General features: G+C 69.9%; 14 protein-coding genes and 1 pseudogene. 13 read left to right on the top strand and 2 right to left on the bottom strand.

The annotated features are described in order from the left end of the window. Positions 1 to 253 precede the first annotated feature (253 nt). From CBM2586_RS25595 to pdeM, 8 genes are all read left to right on the top strand, one after another. Complete coding sequence (locus CBM2586_RS25595; protein WP_115663959.1) at positions 254 to 1,690, top strand: amino acid permease; 1,437 nt, start codon at positions 254 to 256, stop codon at positions 1,688 to 1,690. A 120-nt stretch (positions 1,691 to 1,810) separates the two neighbouring features. Continuing rightward, complete coding sequence (locus CBM2586_RS25600) at positions 1,811 to 3,373, top strand: PLP-dependent aminotransferase family protein (RefSeq protein ID WP_115690589.1); 1,563 nt, start codon at positions 1,811 to 1,813, stop codon at positions 3,371 to 3,373. Positions 3,374 to 3,513: 140 nt separating this feature from the next. After that, positions 3,514 to 3,915: a nuclear transport factor 2 family protein gene (locus tag CBM2586_RS25605; protein ID WP_115663957.1), complete on the top strand. Its 402-nt coding sequence runs from the start codon at positions 3,514 to 3,516 to the stop codon at positions 3,913 to 3,915. Positions 3,916 to 3,931: 16 nt separating this feature from the next. Then, positions 3,932 to 5,377 (top strand): NAD(P)/FAD-dependent oxidoreductase, encoded by a 1,446-nt coding sequence (locus CBM2586_RS25610; protein WP_115690591.1) that lies wholly within the window; start codon positions 3,932 to 3,934, stop codon positions 5,375 to 5,377. 228 nt (positions 5,378 to 5,605) lie between these two features. Continuing rightward, positions 5,606 to 6,739: a ligase-associated DNA damage response exonuclease gene (locus CBM2586_RS25615; protein ID WP_240988056.1), complete on the top strand. Its 1,134-nt coding sequence runs from the start codon at positions 5,606 to 5,608 to the stop codon at positions 6,737 to 6,739. Then, positions 6,736 to 8,409, top strand: a complete 1,674-nt coding sequence (locus tag CBM2586_RS25620; RefSeq protein WP_115690595.1) for an ATP-dependent DNA ligase — start codon at positions 6,736 to 6,738, stop codon at positions 8,407 to 8,409. The genes CBM2586_RS25615 and CBM2586_RS25620 overlap by 4 nt, the downstream gene beginning before the upstream one ends. Positions 8,410 to 8,483: 74 nt before the next feature. Further along, positions 8,484 to 11,111, top strand: a complete 2,628-nt coding sequence (locus tag CBM2586_RS25625; protein ID WP_115690597.1) for a ligase-associated DNA damage response DEXH box helicase — start codon at positions 8,484 to 8,486, stop codon at positions 11,109 to 11,111. Continuing rightward, positions 11,108 to 11,815, top strand: coding sequence for a ligase-associated DNA damage response endonuclease PdeM (pdeM, locus tag CBM2586_RS25630; protein WP_115663952.1), 708 nt, complete (start codon positions 11,108 to 11,110; stop codon positions 11,813 to 11,815). The genes CBM2586_RS25625 and pdeM overlap by 4 nt, the downstream gene beginning before the upstream one ends. Here the strand turns inward: pdeM and CBM2586_RS25635 are convergent. Both CBM2586_RS25635 and CBM2586_RS32195 read right to left on the bottom strand, forming a co-directional pair. Continuing rightward, positions 11,800 to 12,573, bottom strand: coding sequence for an SDR family NAD(P)-dependent oxidoreductase (locus CBM2586_RS25635; protein WP_115690599.1), 774 nt, complete (start codon positions 12,571 to 12,573; stop codon positions 11,800 to 11,802). The two genes, pdeM and CBM2586_RS25635, sit on opposite strands and share 16 nt — an antisense overlap. A gap of 532 nt (positions 12,574 to 13,105) precedes the next feature. Further along, on the bottom strand, positions 13,106 to 13,285 hold the full coding sequence (locus CBM2586_RS32195) for a helix-turn-helix domain-containing protein (RefSeq protein WP_306418358.1): 180 nt from the start codon (positions 13,283 to 13,285) through the stop codon (positions 13,106 to 13,108). Positions 13,286 to 13,525: 240 nt separating this feature from the next. Between CBM2586_RS32195 and CBM2586_RS25645 the strand changes: the two are divergent. The 5 genes and pseudogenes from CBM2586_RS25645 to CBM2586_RS25665 form a co-directional block, all read left to right on the top strand. Continuing rightward, a pseudogene (locus CBM2586_RS25645) lies at positions 13,526 to 13,997 on the top strand (molybdopterin cofactor-binding domain-containing protein); the annotation flags it as partial. Positions 13,998 to 14,066: 69 nt separating this feature from the next. Next, positions 14,067 to 14,996 (top strand): LysR family transcriptional regulator, encoded by a 930-nt coding sequence (locus CBM2586_RS25650; protein ID WP_115663950.1) that lies wholly within the window; start codon positions 14,067 to 14,069, stop codon positions 14,994 to 14,996. Positions 14,997 to 15,180: 184 nt separating this feature from the next. Beyond that, the gene (locus tag CBM2586_RS25655; RefSeq protein WP_115690601.1) at positions 15,181 to 15,534 is read left to right on the top strand and encodes a Zn-ribbon domain-containing OB-fold protein; all 354 of its coding nucleotides are present in this window, start codon (positions 15,181 to 15,183) and stop codon (positions 15,532 to 15,534) included. Between the two features lie 30 nt (positions 15,535 to 15,564). Continuing rightward, positions 15,565 to 16,710 (top strand): thiolase family protein, encoded by a 1,146-nt coding sequence (locus CBM2586_RS25660; protein WP_115690603.1) that lies wholly within the window; start codon positions 15,565 to 15,567, stop codon positions 16,708 to 16,710. Between the two features lies 1 nt (position 16,711). After that, positions 16,712 to 17,476 (top strand): SDR family oxidoreductase, encoded by a 765-nt coding sequence (locus tag CBM2586_RS25665; protein ID WP_115690605.1) that lies wholly within the window; start codon positions 16,712 to 16,714, stop codon positions 17,474 to 17,476. Positions 17,477 to 17,479 lie beyond the last annotated feature (3 nt).

Below are 17,479 nucleotides of genomic sequence, written 5' to 3' on the forward strand. Positions count from 1 at the left end.
GGAGGGCCTACATTTCGGTGAAACAATAGTTTTTCGGAACAACTAGTTCCGGATTTTTAAGCAGACACCGGAGACTAGTCGACATGGACGGATAAGCATCCCGCACCCGGGATTGCACACACTGAACCGACCACGGCCCCGGCTGGCGTTTCCCGCGCCGCCACCTATACAGAAGAGAAGCCGTGGCGCCTGCCAAAAACGCTGGTCTGGCTGCAAGTAGCACCGGCAGCACGCGCAGCACAGGAGACACACCATGATCCAACAACCCCAGTCTGGCAACGGACTATCCCACGGCCTCAAGCAACGCCACATGACCATGATCGCGCTCGGCGGCGTGATCGGCGCCGGCCTGTTCGTCGGCAGCGGCGTCGTCATCAAGTCGGCCGGCCCCGGCGCGGTCCTTTCCTTCCTGATCACCGGCCTGCTGGTCGTGCTGGTCATGCGCATGCTGGGCGAGATGGCGTGCGCCCTGCCCGGCACCGGCGGCTTCTACGAGTATGCGCGCGAAGCCTGGCGCGACCGCCCCGCGGTGGGCAACCTTTCCGGCTTCCTGACCGGCTGGATGTACTGGTACTTCTGGGTCATCGTGGTGGCGCTCGAAGCCGTTGCCGGCGCTGATCTGGTGCGCTACTGGCTGCCGGACGTGCCTAACTGGATCATCAGCCTGGTGCTGCTGGTGATGCTGACGTTGACCAACCTGGTGTCGGTCAAGTCGTTCGGCGAGTTCGAGTTCTGGTTCGCCTCGATCAAGGTCGCGGCAATCATCGTGTTCCTGTTCGTCGCCGGCGTGTACGTGCTGGGCCTGGCTCCCGGCGCCCACGGCATGCAGGTGGCCAACCTGACCGCCAATGGCGGCTTCATGCCCAACGGCATCGTGCCGGTGCTGACCGGCGCGGTCGCGGCCACCGGCTTCTACTTCGGCGCCGAGATCGTCACCATCGCCGCCGCCGAGACCGCCGAGCCGCAGAAGGCCGTGGCCAAGGCCACCAGCTCGGTGATCACGCGCGTGCTGGTGTTCTATGTCGGCTCGATCCTGCTGGTGGTCTGCCTGGTGCCGTGGAACTCCACCAGCATCGCCACCCCGTACGTCAGCGCGCTGAACGTGATGGGCGTGCCGGCGGCCGCGCAGATCATGAACGCGATCGTGCTGACCGCGGTGCTGTCGGCGCTCAACTCGGGCCTGTACGCCTCGTCGCGCATGCTGTTTGCACTGACCCGCCGTGGCGACGCGCCGCAGTCGCTGGCCCGCGTCAGCCGCAACGGCGTGCCGGTGCGCGCGATCCTGGTGGCGACGCTGTTCGGCTACGGCGCGGTGGTGATGTCCTATGTCTCGCCCGATACGGTATTCGCCTTCCTGGTGAATTCGTATGGCACGGTGGCGATCTTCGTCTACATCCTGATCGCGATCTCGCAGCTGCGCCTGCGTTCGCGGCTGGAGCGCGAGGCGCCTGACCAGCTGCGCGTGCGCATGTGGTGCTATCCGTACCTCACCTATCTGGCGATCGTCGGCATGCTCGGCATCGTGGTGGCGATGGCCTTCATTCCCGACCAGCGCACGCCCCTGGCGCTGGGCGTGGTGAGCCTGGCGATCCTGCTGCTGGCCTACGCGGCGCGCCAGTTGTTTCGGCGTGGCGTGGAGCCTGTAGTGCCGCTGGCGGAACTGCCGCGCCGCGACCTGCGCAAGTATTGAAGCGCCCAAGCGCCGATGACTGGCATCGAGATGCCAGAAGCAACTGAACCATGACTGACGGGGCGCGCCGGTGCGGTATGCTGGCGCGCTTCGCCGTTCAGGAAACGCCCTCCCTGCCCCATGAGCCTGAAGTCTCCCACCACCCTCTGGTCGCAGCTGTTCCAGCAGCACGTGCATTCGGGCCTGAGCCTGCAGGGCAAGATCCGGCAGATGCTGGTCTCGGCCATCCTCGACGAGCAGCTGCCGCAAGGTGAGCCGCTGCCCAGCAGCCGCGAGCTGTCGGCGCAGCTGCGGGTGGCGCGCAACACGGTGGTGCTGGCCTACCAGCAGCTGGTCGACGAAGGCTACCTGGTCGCGCGCGAGCGCAGCGGCTACTTCGTCAATCCCGAGATCCTCGGCACCCGCGTCAGCGGCGTTGCCTCGCTGCGCGGCGAGCCGGTGCCGGCGCGCTTGGGCGAGCCCGACTGGGAACGGCGCTTCGTGTTCCGCCCCACGCAGCAGCGCAATATCGTCAAGCGCGCCAACTGGCGCGACTATCCCTACCCCTTTATCTACGGCCAGTACGACCCGGCGCTGTTCCCCACCGCGGACTGGCGCGAATGCTGCCTGAAGGCGCTGAGCGTGCTCGACATCCACGACTGGGCCCAGGACATGATCCTGCGCGATGACGAGTCGCTGGTGCAGCAGATCCGCACCCGCGTGCTGCCGCGCCGCGGGGTCTGGGCCGGCACCGACGAGATCGTGATCACCGTGGGCGCGCAGCAGGCGCTGTACCTGCTGGCCGACCTGCTGGTCAGCCCCGACACGCCGGTGGGCATCGAGGACCCCGGCTATCCGGACGCGCGCAACATCTTCGGCTCGCACACGTCGAACCTGGTGCCGCTGCCAGTCGATGACCAGGGCCTGACGCTGTCCGACGCGCAGCGCGCGTGCGACTACGTCTACGTGACTCCCGGCCACCAGTGCCCGACCACTGTCACCATGCCGCTGGCGCGGCGCCAGGCGCTGCTGCGGCAGGCCGAGGAAGCCGACTTCGTGCTGATCGAGGACGACTACGAGGCCGAGAGCCGCTTCGAGGGCGACCCCACGCCCACGCTCAAGAGCCTGGACCGCAGCAACCGCGTGATCTACGTCGGCAGCCTGTCCAAGAGCCTGGCGCCGGGGCTGCGCATCGGCTACATCGTCGGCCCCGCGGCGCTGATCGCCGAACTGCGCGGCGCGCGCCGGCTGATGCTGCGGCACCCGTCGGCGTATATCCAGCGCGCGTTCTCGCTGTTCCTGTCGCTCGGCCACTATGACGCCCACCTGCGCCGGCTCGCCGCCGCGCACCGCGAGCGCGCCGAAGCGGTGCTGGCGGCGCTGGCCACGCATATGCCCGACTTCCACGCGGTGCCGATCGCCGGCGGCGCCTCCTGCTGGATCGAAGGGCCGTCCTGGCTCGACGCCGATGCGCTGGCGCGGCTGGCGGAACTGCAGGGCGTGCTGATCGAGCCCGGCAGCGTCTTCTTCATGGCCGAGCCCGCGCCGCGCAACGGCTTCCGGCTGGGCTACTCGTCGATCTCGCTGGACCGCATCGAGCCCGGCATCCGCGTGCTGGCCGGCGTCGCGCGTGAACTGCAGGCCACCGCCGGCAGCGCAAAGGCCCCCGCCGCCGTCACTTCCCGGGCTCGCCCCGCAGCCTGAGCGGGGCCGCGGGCCGGGCTGCGCCGCTGGCCCAAGCGATAGTCCCGAACTGGCGCTACAGCGCCGCGGCCGGTTTCCCTATGCTCGAGTCATGGCCGGTTCCCCACGGACCGGCACACAACACTCACGGAGACCAAGCCATGTCCAAGGACAACACCGCCGCCGGCATCGAACTGCTGCAAGCCTTCAACGACGCCTGGAACCGCCACGACCTCGACGCGCTGATGGCCTGCATGGCCGATGACTGCGTGTTCCACGGCGTGGCCGGCCCCGACCTGCTGGGCCGCAGCTTCGTTGGCCGCGAGGCGGTGCGCGAAGGCTTCCAGCTGGCCTGGCAGACCTTCCCCGATGCGCAATGGGTCGATGGCGACCACTTCGTCGTCGGCGACCGCGGCGTCAGCGAATCCACCTTCCGCGGCACCCGCGCCGACGGCGCCCGCATCGAGGCGCGCATGGTCGACGTGTTCACCTTCCGCGGCGGCAAGATCGCGGTGAAGAACGCCTACCGCAAGGACCGCCCGCCGGTGGTGGCCGCAGCCTGAAGCGAGGAGACGCACCATGCAAGCCGTAGCTCCCCGCAGCAGCCTCCTGGCCGGCGAGCAGTCGACCGCGCCGACCCGGCCGTACGACCCCGCCTATGACCCGTTGCACACGCCCACGCCCGGCCACGGCCGGGAGTACGCCCCGACCTACTGGATCGGCACCGCGGGCGAGCCGCCCGCCGACGACGGCCCGATCACCCACGATATCGACGTCGACGTGGCCATCATCGGCTCGGGCTTTACCGGCCTGACCTGCGCCATCTTCCTGGCGCAGGAATACGGCATCAAGGCCACCGTGCTCGAGGCCAACCGCGTCAGCTGGGGCTGCAGCACGCGCAATGGCGGCCAGGCCCAATGCGCGTCGGGCCGCCTCAAGCGCTCGCAGTGGATCCAGCGCTACGGCCTCGATACCGCGCTGCGCCTGCACCAGGAGGTCTGCGACGGCATGGAGACCTTCAAGGGGCTGATCAAGGACATCGACTGCGATCCGCAGCCCGGCGGCCACCTGTATATCGCGCACCGCGACAAGGTGATGCCCGCTCTGGAGAAGGAGGCGAAGATCCTGCGCGAGGTGTTCAAGTACGACGCGCGCATCCTCGACGCCGACACCGTGCGGCGCGAATACGTCGACGACAAGGAAGCCGCGGGCGCCATGCACGAGCCCGAAGGCATCGGCATCCATGCCGGCAAGCTGGCCTTCGGCTACCTGCGCCGCGCGCGCGAGCTGGGCGCCAAAGTGCATCCGTCCAGCCCCGTGACCGGCTGGGAAACCCGCAACGGCGTGCACTACCTGCGCACCCCCGGCGGCATCGTGCGCGCCCGCGCCGTGGCCGTGGCCACCGGCGGCTACACCTCGCAATCGCTGCACCGCGAACTGAAGAACCGGCTGTTCCCGATCCTGTCGAACTCGATCGTCACGCGCCCGCTCACCGCCGAGGAACTGGCGGCGTGCAACTTCCGCACCACCCAGGTCATCACCGACACCCGCATCCTGCGCCACTACTACCGGCTGATGCCCGACGGCCGCCTGCAGATCGGCAGCCGCAGCGCCATCACCGGCAATGACGCGCCGCAGGACCAGTACAAGCAGAAGCTGATCGCCGACATGCACCGCAAATTCCCGGCGCTGCGCGGCATCCAGATCGACTACTCATGGTGGGGCTGGGTCGACGTCAGCCACGACATGATGCCGCGCATCACGCAGCCGCACCCGTCGCAATCGATCTACTACGCAATGGGCTATGGCGGCAATGGCGTGATGTACTCCGCGCAGGCGGGCAAGCGGCTGGCGGCGCTGATCGCCGGCAAGGAATCGTCGCTGCCGCAGCTGCCGATCTTCCGCTCGCCGCTGCCGTTCCCGAACGTGCGCGAGATGGTCGAGTCGCAGATGTTTGCGCCGTTCCGCCGGATGGGGCAGCGGGTGTTGTATCACTGGTATCACTGGAAGGATGATGTGTTTTGAGGTTGCGGCTCGGCTTGCCACGCACGCGTGACATGTCTTCGCCCGTGGTGAACGCTCCCCTCTCCCGCGCGCGCGGGAGAGGGGAGCAAACCTGCAGTCTCTCTAACCTCTTGTCGGACCATCACCGACATCCAAACCGGACCCCACCGTCTCCTCACCGCGCGCGCCGCCGCAGTATGATGCCCAAGTCTCCCACCCCGGGAGCATCGCGGCCGCATGCCGGCCGCAGTGCATCAGGAGGCACGCTTGGACCACCCCCGGCCGCTCCCATCCGAACCCGCCCGCCCCGGCGACCTCATCGTCGCCCGGCCTGAAGGCTTGTATTGCCCGCCCGGCGACTTCTACATCGATCCGTGGCGCCCGGTCGAGCGCGCCGTCATTACCCACGCCCACTCCGACCACGCCCGCTTCGGACACGCGCACTACCTCTGTTCGGAACCCGGCCGCGGCGTGCTGCTGGCGCGACTGCCAAGCATCCACCTGAACACCCTGCCCTACGGCGAACGCATCACCCATCACGGCGTCACGATCAGCCTGCATCCGGCCGGGCACGTGCTCGGCTCGTCCCAGGTGCGGCTCGAATACGGCGGCCAGGTCTGGGTGGCCTCCGGCGACTACAAGCTGGAAGCGGACGGCACCTGCGATCCGTTCGAGCCGGTGCGGTGCGATACCTTCATCACCGAAAGCACTTTCGGCCTGCCGATCTACCGCTGGCCATCGCAGGCGACGCTGATGGCGGAGATCTTCAACTGGTGGCAGGCCAATGCGCAGGCCGGCCGCGCCAGCATCGTCTACGCCTACAGCTTCGGCAAGGCTCAGCGCATCCTGCATGGCCTGCTGCACCATGCAGGCATCGAGGGGCTGCCCGGCCCGGTGATCGTGCACGGCGCGCTGACCACGCTCAACGCGGCCTACGCCGAGGCCGGCGTGGCACTGCCGCCGATGGCGCTCGCCTCAGAACTGCCGCCGCGCAGCCCGCTGCTGCGGCAGGCGCTGGTGGTGGCGCCGCCGTCGGCGCAGCGCTCGCCCTGGCTGCGGCGCTTCGGCGATGCGTCCGATGCCTTTGCCAGCGGGTGGATGCAGTTGCGCGGCACGCGCCGGCGCCGCGGTGTCGATCGCGGCTTCGCGCTGTCCGACCATGCCGACTGGCCGGGTCTGCTGCAGGCCATCAGTGCCACTGATGCCGGCCGTATCATCGTCACCCACGGCAACGTGCCCGTGATGGTGCGCTACCTGAACGAGCGCGGCTGGCAGGCGCAGGCGTTCGAGACCGAGTACGGCGACGACGATGAATCCGCGCGCGCCGAAGCGCAGGCGGCTGAATCGGGCAGTGATGCCAGCAACGAGCAGGCCGCCCCATGAAGGCCTTCGCCGATCTCTACGCCACGCTGGACGGCACCACCTCGACCAAGGCCCGCCTGGCCGCGCTGGTCGATTACCTGCGCATCGCGCCGCCCGGGGATGCCGCCTGGGCCGTCTATTTCCTGGCGGGCGGCAAGCCGCGCCAGATCGTGCCGGTATCGCTGCTGCGCGACCTGGCACGGCAGGCCGCCGACCTGCCCGACTGGCTCTTCGAAGAGAGCTACCAGGCCGTCGGCGATCTCGCCGAAACCATCGCGCTGCTGCTGCCGGACCCGCAGGATGCCGACCACGCCGGCCTGGCCGAATGGGTCGAGCAGCGCCTGCTGCCGCTGCGCGGGCTGGCGCCGGAAACGCTGCTGCCACGCCTCAACGCGCTATGGCGCCCGCTCGACGCGCACGGCCGGCTGGTGTTGTTCAAGCTGATCACCGGTGCCTTCCGCGTGGGCGTGTCGCGCCTGCTGGTCACGCGGGCGCTGGGCGAGGTGGCCGGCATCGACCCCAAGCGCGTGGCCGAGCGCATGGTCGGCTACACCGACCTGTCGGCGCGGCCCGACGCGGCGCGCTTCCTCGCCCTGCTGGCGCCTGAAGACGAAGACGACCGCGCGCTGCGCGCCGGCGGCCAGCCGTATCCGTTCTTTCTGGCCCACCCGCTGCAGGCCCCGGTGGAACAGTTCGACACTGTGCTGGGCGCGCCCGGGGCGTGGCTGGTCGAGTGGAAGTGGGACGGCATCCGCGCGCAACTGGTGCGGCGCGGCGGCCAGACCTGGTTGTGGTCGCGTGGCGAGGAACTGATCACCGAGCGCTTCCCGGAACTGCTGCAGGCCGCTGCGCCGCTGCCGGACGGCACCGTGCTCGACGGCGAGATCGTGATCTGGCAGCACGGCCGCGTGCAGCCGTTCGCGTTGCTGCAGCAGCGCATCGGCCGCAAGACGCTGAGCGCAAAGCTGCTGCGCGAGGCGCCGGCGATCCTGATGGCCTATGACCTGCTCGAGTGGCAGGGCGACGACTGGCGTACCCGCCCGCAGGCCGAACGGCGCGCGCGGCTGGAACAGGTGGTGGCGGCGCACGTCCACCCCGCGCTGGAACTGAGCCCGCTGGTGGACGCCGGCGACTGGGAGCACTATGCCCGCCTGCGCGACGCGTCGCGCGAGCTGGGGGTCGAGGGCTTCATGCTGAAGGCCGCCGGCGCGGCCTATGGCGCGGGCCGCACCAAGGATGTCGGGGTCTGGTGGAAGTGGAAGATCGACCCGTACTCGGTCGATGCCGTGCTAGTCTACGCGCAGCGCGGCCATGGTCGCCGCGCCAGCCTCTACACCGATTTCACCTTCGCGGTCTGGAACGGCCCGCCCGGCACGCCGGGCCGCGCGCTGGTGCCCTTCGCCAAGGCCTATTCGGGCCTGACCGACGCCGAGATGCGCGCGGTCGACGCCATCGTCCGCCGCACCACGGTCGAGAAGTTCGGGCCGGTGCGCAGCGTGGAACCGACCCAGGTGTTCGAGCTCGGCTTCGAAGGCATTGCCCGCAGCGGCCGCCACAAGAGCGGCATCGCGGTGCGCTTTCCGCGCATGCTGCGCTGGCGCACCGATAAGCCGATCGACGAGGCCGACACGCTGGCCACGCTCGAAGCGATGCTGCCGGCCACCGGCGCGGCGCGGGAGGATGCGGCATGAGCCCGCCGCGCGGCGCGCGCCGGCCCGCGATCGATCCGGCGCCCGCCCCACCTCCATTGACCGTTGCCCAGGGCATGCAGGCGCTGTTCGACGCGCGCGGCTGGCAGCCCTTCGCCTTCCAGCGCGAAGTCTGGACCGCGATCGCGCGCGGCCAGAGCGGACTGCTGCATGCCACCACCGGCACCGGCAAGACCTATGCGGCGTGGCTGGGCGCGCTGATGGCATTCGCCACGCCGCGCGCGGCGCCGTCGCACGACAAGCCCGCGCCGTCGCTGACCGTGCTGTGGCTGACGCCGATGCGCGCGCTGGCGGCCGACACCACGCGCGCGCTGCAGGCGCCGCTGGCCGAGCTGGACCTCGACTGGACCGTCGCGCTGCGCACCGGCGACACCGGCAGCGCCGAGCGCGCGGCGCAGCAGCGGCGCTTGCCGACCGCACTGGTGACCACGCCCGAAAGCCTGACACTGATGCTGACCCGTGCCGACGCGCACGACACCCTGCGGCGGGTGCGCATGGTGGTGGTCGACGAGTGGCACGAGCTGCTCGGCAACAAGCGCGGCGTGCAGGTGCAGCTGGCACTGGCACGCCTGCGGCAATGGCAGCCCGCGCTGATGGTGTGGGGGTTGTCGGCCACGCTCGGCAACCTGCCGCACGCGGCCGAGGTGCTGCTCAGCGGCGTGCCCGGCGAGCGGCGCGCGCTGGTGCACGGCCATACGCCGAAGACCCTGCTGCTCGACACCCTGCTGCCCGACAACGCCAGCCGCTTCCCGTTTGCCGGCCACCTGGGCCTGTCGATGCTGCCGCACGTGGTGGAAGAACTGGCGCACGGCGGCACCACGCTGGTGTTCCTCAATACCCGCTCGCAGGCCGAGTTGTGGTACCAGGCGCTGCTCGACGCGCGCCCGGAGTGGGCGGGCGAGATCGCCCTGCACCACGGCTCGCTCGACCGCGCGGTGCGCGAATGGGTCGAGCTGAACTTGAAAAACGGCGCGCTGCGCGCGGTGGTGTGCACCTCCAGCCTGGACCTTGGCGTCGACTTCCTGCCGGTGGAGCGCGTGCTGCAGGTCGGATCGCCCAAGGGGGTGGCGCGCCTGCTGCAGCGCGCCGGGCGCTCCGGCCATGCGCCGGGCCGCGCCTCGCGGGTCACGGTGGTGCCCACGCACAGCCTGGAACTGGTCGAGGCCGTGGCCGCGCGGCATGCGGTGCAGGCAGGACGGATCGAGGCGCGCGAGTCGCCCGACAAACCGCTCGACGTGCTGGTGCAGCACCTGGTGACGGTGGCCCTGGGCGGCGGCTTCCGGCCCGACGCGTTGCTGGCCGAGGTGCGCTCCGCCTGGGCCTACCGCGGCCTGAGCGCAGAGGAATGGCAGTGGTGCCTGGACTTCGTGCGCCAGGGCGGCGCCACGCTGTCGGCATACCCGGACTTCCGGCGCGCCGTGCCCGACGACGCAGGCGTCTGGCGCGTGCCGGACGCGGGGCTGGCACGGCGCCACCGCATGAGCGTCGGCACCATCGTCAGCGATGCCACCATGCAGGTGCGCTACTGGAGCCGCGCGGGCACCGGCGGCGCTTCGCTGGGCTCGGTGGAAGAAGGCTTTATCGCGCGGCTCGCGCCCGGCGACTGCTTCCTGTTCGGCGGCCGGCTGCTGGAGCTGGTGCGGGTGCGGGAGATGACCGCCTTCGTGCGCCGCGCGAGCGGCAGGCGGCCGGTGGTGCCGCGCTGGAACGGCGGCAAGATGCCGATGTCGACCGAACTGGCCGAGGCCGTGATCGACACGCTCGCCGCCGCCGCGGCGGGCCGGCTGGATCCGCGCGACACCCCCGAGCTGCCGCTGATCCAGCCGCTGGTGGACCTGCAGGCGCAGTGGTCCGCGCTGCCCTCGCGCCATACCCTGCTGGCCGAATCGCTGCATTCGCGCGAGGGCTGGCACCTGTTCCTCTATCCGTTCGCCGGACGCTCGGTCCATCTCGGCCTCGGCAGCCTGCTGGCATGGCGGCTGGGGCAACAGGTGCCGGCCACCTTCTCGGTCGCGGTCAACGACTACGGGCTGGAACTGCTGGCGTCGGCGCCGGTGGAGTGGGCCCGCTGGCTGCCGCAGGTATTGGCCGACGAGCGCCGGCGCGACCTGGCCGCCGACGTGCTGGGCAGCCTGAACGCGGGCGAACTGTCGTTGCGGCGTTTTCGCGAGATTGCCCGCATCGCCGGGCTGATCTTCCAGGGCTACCCCGGCGCGCCCAAGAGCGCGCGCCAGCTGCAGGCGTCGTCCAGCCTGTTCTACGAGGTCTTCCGCAAGCACGATCCCGGCAACCTGCTGCTGGGCCAGGCCGAGCGCGAAGTGCTGATGCAGGAGCTGGACGCGCACCGGCTCGCCGCGACGCTGGAACGGCTGTCCGCGCTGGAGCTGGACCTGCACGCGCTGAAGCGGCCCACGCCGCTGTCGTTCCCGCTGGTGGTCGAATTCCTGCGCGAGAAGCTCAGCACCGAAAAGCTCGCCGACCGCATCGCCCGGATGCTGGCCGACCTGGAACTGGCGGCCGGGCCCGAGCCCGGCGAAGCCGCTGGCATGCCGGCCGAGATGATGGCCGATGCCGTGGCCGAAGCCGCGCGCTTCGGCATGGCCGACCATGCCGGCCCGTCCGCCCGCACCGCGCGCCGGCCGCGGCGGCAACGCAAGCCGTCGAAGCCGTTGCCGCTGCTATGAACCCCGACGCCGTCAGCTTGCAGCAGGGCGGCGCGCTGGCGGTGTCGGCCGCCGGCGAGACCCTGTGGCTGTTGCCCGAACATGCGCTGTGGTGGCCGGCCGCCGGCATGCTGATGGTGGCCGACGTTCACTTCGGCAAGGCCGCGGCGTTCCGCGCGCTGGGGCAGCCGGTGCCGCACGGCACCACCGGCGACAACCTGGCGCTGCTGACCCGGCTGGTGCGGCAGCTGCCGGTCGATCAACTGGTATTCCTGGGCGACTTCCTGCACGCGCGTGCCGCGCGCACGCCGGCGGTGCTGCAGGCATTGTACGACTGGCGCCAGCACCTGCCCGCAACGTTGCGCTGTACGCTGGTGCGCGGCAACCACGACGCGCGCGCGGGTGATCCGCCCGCGTCGCTCGGCATTGCCGTAGTGTCCGAGCCTGCGGTCGCGGGCCCGTTCGCGCTCTGCCATATGCCCGGCGCCTCGCCGCTGGGCTATGTGCTGGCGGGCCACCTGCACCCGGCCTGCCGGTTGCGCGGCAGCGGCGCCGACAGCCTGCGCCTGCCCTGCTTCCTGTTCGGGCCGCGCGGCGCCATCCTGCCTTCGTTCGGCGCATTCACCGGCCATGCGACGGTGCGGCCGCAGGCCGACGAGCGCGCTTACGTGGTCGGCGGCGGCAGGGTCTGGGCGGTGGGCCCCAGGCGTCAGAACAGCGTATAGCCGCCGTCGATGACGAAGGTATCGCCGGTGTGGTAGGCCGATGCCGGGCTCATCAGGTAGATCGCGATGCCGGCGAAGTCGCTGCCCTCGCCCCAGCGGCGCATCGGCACGCGCTTGTGCACCATGTCCTGGAAGGCATCGTTGCCCTGTGCCGCGCTGGTCATCTCGGTCTTGATCCAGCCCGGCAGGATCGAATGGGCGCGGATGCCCTTGCGCGCGTACTCGACCGCGAGCCCGCGCATCATCGAGATCACGCCGCCCTTGGTGGCCGCGTAGTGTTCGGCGCGCGGCGCGCCTTCGATGGCGGCGACCGAGGCCGTGCTGCACAGCACGCCGCCCTCGCCCTGCGCCAGCATCTGCCGCACCGCCGCGCGCAGCGTGAAGAAAGCGCCGTCCAGGTTGACCCGCAGGGTGCGGCGCCAGGCCTCGGTCGCGAGTTGGTCGAAGGCTGCCTTGCTGCCGCTGCCGACGCCGGCGTTGGCGAAACAGCCGTCGATGCGGCCCAGCGCCGCCACCGTGCGCGCCATCGCGGCCTCGACCGCCTGCTCGTCGCCCACGTCGCAGAGTTCCGTATGCACCTTGTGCCCATGCCGGCCCAGACGATCCGCAGCGGCGGCATTCTTGCCGGCATTGGTGCCCCAGATCGCGATATCGGCGCCAGCGGCGGCCAGCCCTTCGGCAATGCCCAGGCCGATGCCGCCATTACCGCCGGTTACCAGTGCCACCTTGCCGGTCAGGTCGAACGGATGCGTGCTCATGTCTGTCTCCTCGGATGGTTTGTCGCTGTCTTGGCCGGACATTGTTGGCAGGACAGGCACAAAAGGTCGTCGTCGGAACAGATGAAATCGCTCGGCGAAGGGAACAGAGAAGCGGGCGTGGCGGCGCCACGCCGCACTGCAGCAAGGGCATCGGGCGATGCCCGCGGAACGCGCTTGCGCCGGCGGTTGCCGTCGCGCTGCGCGGCACGCTACGCGATGTGGCCTAGCGCAAGCCGAAGAAGCTGAGTACCGCGAGAATGATGACTACGGCTCCAACAAGCCAGACGATATTCATGACAGCTCTCCTTGTCCCAAAGGTCCCGACGCGGCCTCAACCGACGCCTTGTGGCGGGTGGGTGGTCGACCCGGTCACATGACTCTCGGGCCAGCGATATACCCATCGCTGCCAGTACCTCCGCAACATTCGTGCCTTGGGTAGCCGGTGCATCTGGCGGCGCACCAGCGAGCGTTGCAGGCTCCGGCACACGCTGTGCGCGCCATGAATCCACGGATTACAAGGAAAGCCAGGGTCTTAATTACAAAGGCATGACATGGCAGCCGGCGGCGCTTGCGGCAACTGCGGCAGTTGCGCCAAGGCATCGTCGCCTGGCGTGGTGCCGCGCCGCAGCAGCTCGCCGGGGGTACAGCCGAAATGCCGCTTGAACCGCCGCCCCAGGTAAGACTGGTCGGAGAACCCCACCAGCGTAGCCACCAGCGCCAGCGGAAAATCGCCCGAGCAGAGATCTCGCGCGCGCGCAACAGGCGCACGCGCTCCACATGCGCCATCGGCGTTTCACCCATGCTGCGCTTGAACATGCGCGCGAAATGAAAGCGGCTGACCCTGGCAAGATCCGCCAGCGCCTGCAGCGTCACCACCTCCGGGGAGCCGTGGATATAGTCCAGGACCCTGCTGAGCGCATGGGGCTGCAAGCCGCCTGGCGTTGGCGAGATATCGGGGCCCGATGCGGCGGTGCGCGGCCGCTTCTCCATGCACGCCTTCGGCGCGGTGTTCGTCGAAGTCGCGATCGATCCCGATGTGGGCACCATCCGGGTCCGGCGCGTGGTCGGCGCCTATGGCGCGGGCCGCATCGTCAATCCGCGGCTGGCCGCCAGCCAGTGCACCGGCGGCATGGTTGGCGGCATCGGCATGGCGCTGATGGAGCGCACCGCGCTCGACCCGCGCGACGGCCGCCCGGTGAATGCGTACATGGCGGACTACCTGGTGCCCGTCAACCTGGATATGCAGGGCCTGGAGGCGCATTTCGTCGACGAGGTCAATCCCCACGTCAACGAACTGAGCGAAGGGGCTCGGTGAAATCGCCCTGGTGGGACTGGCCCCGGCCGTCGCCAACGCCGTCTTCCACGCCACCGGCAAACGCGTGCGGGAGCTGCCGATCCGCATCGAGCACCTGGTCGAGCCCTAGGTGCCTTGCCACCTGCGTGGCCATGACTGGCGCTATGATGGGCGCATTCCCAACCACTGGTTGCCAGTCATGGACAAGGCCCGGGTCCTCACCCTCTTCCTCGGCGTGGTACGCGCCGGCAGCTTCCGGCGTGCCGCGGTCGAAGCCGGTGTCACGCCGCAGGCGGCGAGCAAGGCGGTGCGCACACTCGAGGCCCACCTGGGCGTGCGCCTGCTGCACCGGACCACGCGCAAGCTCAGCCTGACCGACGAAGGCGCGCGCCTGTTCGAACTGACCGCCCCCGGCATGCGCCAGCTCGACGAAGCGCTCGAGCAGGTCCGCGCCAGCCGCGGCGACGACGACGGGCTGATCCGCCTGACCGCGCCGCCGTCGTTAGGCAGCCGCGTGCTGGTGCCGCTGGTCAAGGGCTTCCGCGAGCAGCATCCCGGCATCGGCTTCGACGTGGTGCTGAGCGATCTCTTCACCGACCTGGTCGAAGCCAGGATCGACGTCGGCTTCCGCGTCGGCACCAGTCCGGGCCAGAACCTGGTGGCGCGGCGCCTGTGCGACCTGCCGCTGGTGATCTGCGCCGCGCCGGAGTACCTGGCGCGGCATGGCGAGCCGGCCACGCTCGACGATCTGATGCGGCACCCGTGCACCGGCTTCCGCCGCCCCGCCACCGGCCGCATGGTGCCGTGGGAGCTGCAGGTGGACGGCAACCTGGTGTACCAGGAGCTGCCGGCCGTGGCCAGCTTCAACGACGTGGAAACCGAGGTCGAGGCGGTACGCGCCGGCATTGGCATCGGCCAGCTGCCCGCCTACATGGTCCATGCTGACCTGGTCAGCGGCCGGCTCAGGGCGATCCTGACTGGATACAGCAGCAGCCAGGTCGGGCTGTACATGTACTACCCGCACCGCAGCCAGATGCCGGTGCGGGTCCGGCGCTTCATCGACTTCGTGGTGGCGGCCTCGCGCGGCGCCGAGCAGTCGCTGTCGCGGCTGGTCGGCCTGGTGGCCTGACCCTTCAGTACGTACCTGCCCCCCCGAGGCCCCACGCCGGCTTCCCGCCAACACGCTTCTCCTGACGCCCTGCGCCGGCCCTTCGTTTGATTTTTTCTCAAGTGAAGGCACCCGAAATGTCGTTTGTCGCGCGCGCCGCCAGCGACAACCATTACGCCAAGGCCCACCAACACAGGAGACTGCCGTGTCAGACCAAGCCTATCCGCTCTGGAGTGCGGACCCCCTCCCCCACCTGACCGCCTCGCGCCACCGCGCCAGCGGCGCATGGATCTTCCCGGCCGTGCCGGCCGATTCGCCGCTCGCCGCCGAGCATGACCCGGTCGCCATCCGCGGCTCCGGCGTGGTCTACAGCTTCACCGTGATCCATCCCGCGCCCAAGACCGGGCAGCCCCCGTACGCGCTTGGCTATGTCGACTTCGTCGGTCCGGTGCGGATCTTCGGGCGCCTGCAAGGCAAGGCGCGCCCGGTGATCGGCGACCGCTATGAAGCGCGCCCGGATGCCGAGTTCGGCTATGTCTTCGAGGCCGTCACGGCCTGACGGATCCAAAAAAAGGAAAGGGAAAGCACCATGCAGGACATCTACATCCACGGCGGCGCGATGACGCCGTTCGGCCGCCACCCCGGCGTGCTGGCGCCGGAACTGGCGCAACAGGCCATCCTCAAGGCGCTGGCCGACGCCGACGTGCCGGCCAGCCGCATCCAGGCGGTGTATTGCGCCAATGTGCTCGGCGGCATGATCCTGGGCCAGTTGATCGTGCGCGACCTGGGGCTGAAGGGCATCCCGGTCTACAACGTCGAGAACGCCTGCGCCAGCGGTGCCACCGGCGTGCACCTGGCGCGGCACGCGCTGCTGGCCGGGCAATATGACACCGTGCTGGTGTTCGGCATCGAGCAGCTCACCGCGCTCGGCGGCGGCACCATCCCGCTGCAGCGCAATGACCGCAAGACGGACCTCTATGCCAGGGCCGGCATGGTGCTGCCCGCGGTGTATGCGATGCGCGGCACGCGCTTCCTGCACGAGCGCGACGCTGCGCCGGCCGACCTGGCGGAAGTGGCGGTCAAGAACCGCTACAACGGCTCGCTCAACCCGTATGCACAGCAGCGCAAGGCCACCACCGTGGAAGAAGTGCTCGGCTCGCGCATGATCGCCGACCCGCTGACGCTGCTGCAGTGCTGCCCGTCGCAGGCCGATGGCGCCGCCGCCGTGGTGCTGAGCACGCGCCGGCCGGCGCAGGCGCGCCCGGTCAAGGTGCTGTCGTCGGTGGTGGTGTCCGGCCTGCGCGAAGAGGCCGACGACGATATCCTCGATGCCGAGATCACCGCGCGTGCCGCGCGCCAGGCGTATGAACAGGCCGGGCTTGGGCCGCAGGATGTCGACGTGGTCGAACTGCACGACGCCTTCACCATCGCCGAACTGCTTTACTACGAAGCGCTGGGCCTCGCCGGGCCAGGCGAAGCGGTGTCGCTGCTGAAGTCCGGCGCGACCCGGCTGGGCGGCCGCGTGCCGGTCAACCCCAGCGGCGGCCTGCTGGCAAAAGGCCACCCGCTCGGCGCCACCGGCGTGGCGCAGATGGTCGAAATCCTGTGGCACCTGCAAGGGCGTGCCGGCGAGCGCCAGGTCGACAATGCCCGCGTCGGCCTGACGCAATGCACCGGCGGCGGCATCGCGGGCGTCGACCACGCCGCGTCTTCCGTCCACGTGCTGGGAGTCTGAGATGGGTACGCAACGATTCGATCCCACGCATGTGGCCGTGGTCACGGGCGCCGCACGCGGCATAGGCCTGGGTATCGCCACGCAACTGGCGCGGCAAGGGCTGACCGTGGCCTTGCTCGACCGCGATGGCGGCGCGCTCGACGAGGCGGTCGGCGCGCTGGCTGCCGAAGGGCTGAACGCCTTCGGCGCCACCGCCGACCTGACCGATTCCGCCGCGGTCAACGATGCCTTTGCACAGGTATCGGCGCGCGCCGGCCGCGTCGACTACCTGGTCAACAACGCGGGAGCCGTGCGCGACATGCGCTTCCTGAAGATGACCGACGACGACTGGGACCTGGTCATCGATACCAACCTGCGCTCGCAGTTCCTGTGCTGCCGCGCGGCGCTGCCCGGCATGGTCGAGCGCGGCTACGGGCGCGTGGTCAATATCTCGTCGCGGGCCTGGCTGGGCGGCTTCGGGCAGGCCAACTATTCCGCGGCCAAGGGCGGCGTGGTCAGCCTGACGCGCTCGCTGGCGATCGAGTTCGCCGGCAAGGGCATCACCGTCAACGCGGTCGCGCCCGGCATCGTCGATACGCCGCTGTTCCGGGGCTTTGCGCCGGAGGTGCAGGCGCGGCTGCAGAAGTCGGTGCCCGTGCAGCGCATCGGCACCGCCGACGATATCGCCAATGCGGTCAGCTTCTTCCTCGACGCGCAGTCGTCGTACGTGACCGGCCAGACGCTCTATGTCTGCGGCGGGCGCAGCCTGTCGTCGCCCAGCGTGTAGGGA

Source organism: Cupriavidus taiwanensis (assembly GCF_900250115.1).
Taxonomy (GTDB): Bacteria; Pseudomonadota; Gammaproteobacteria; order Burkholderiales; family Burkholderiaceae; genus Cupriavidus; species Cupriavidus taiwanensis_B.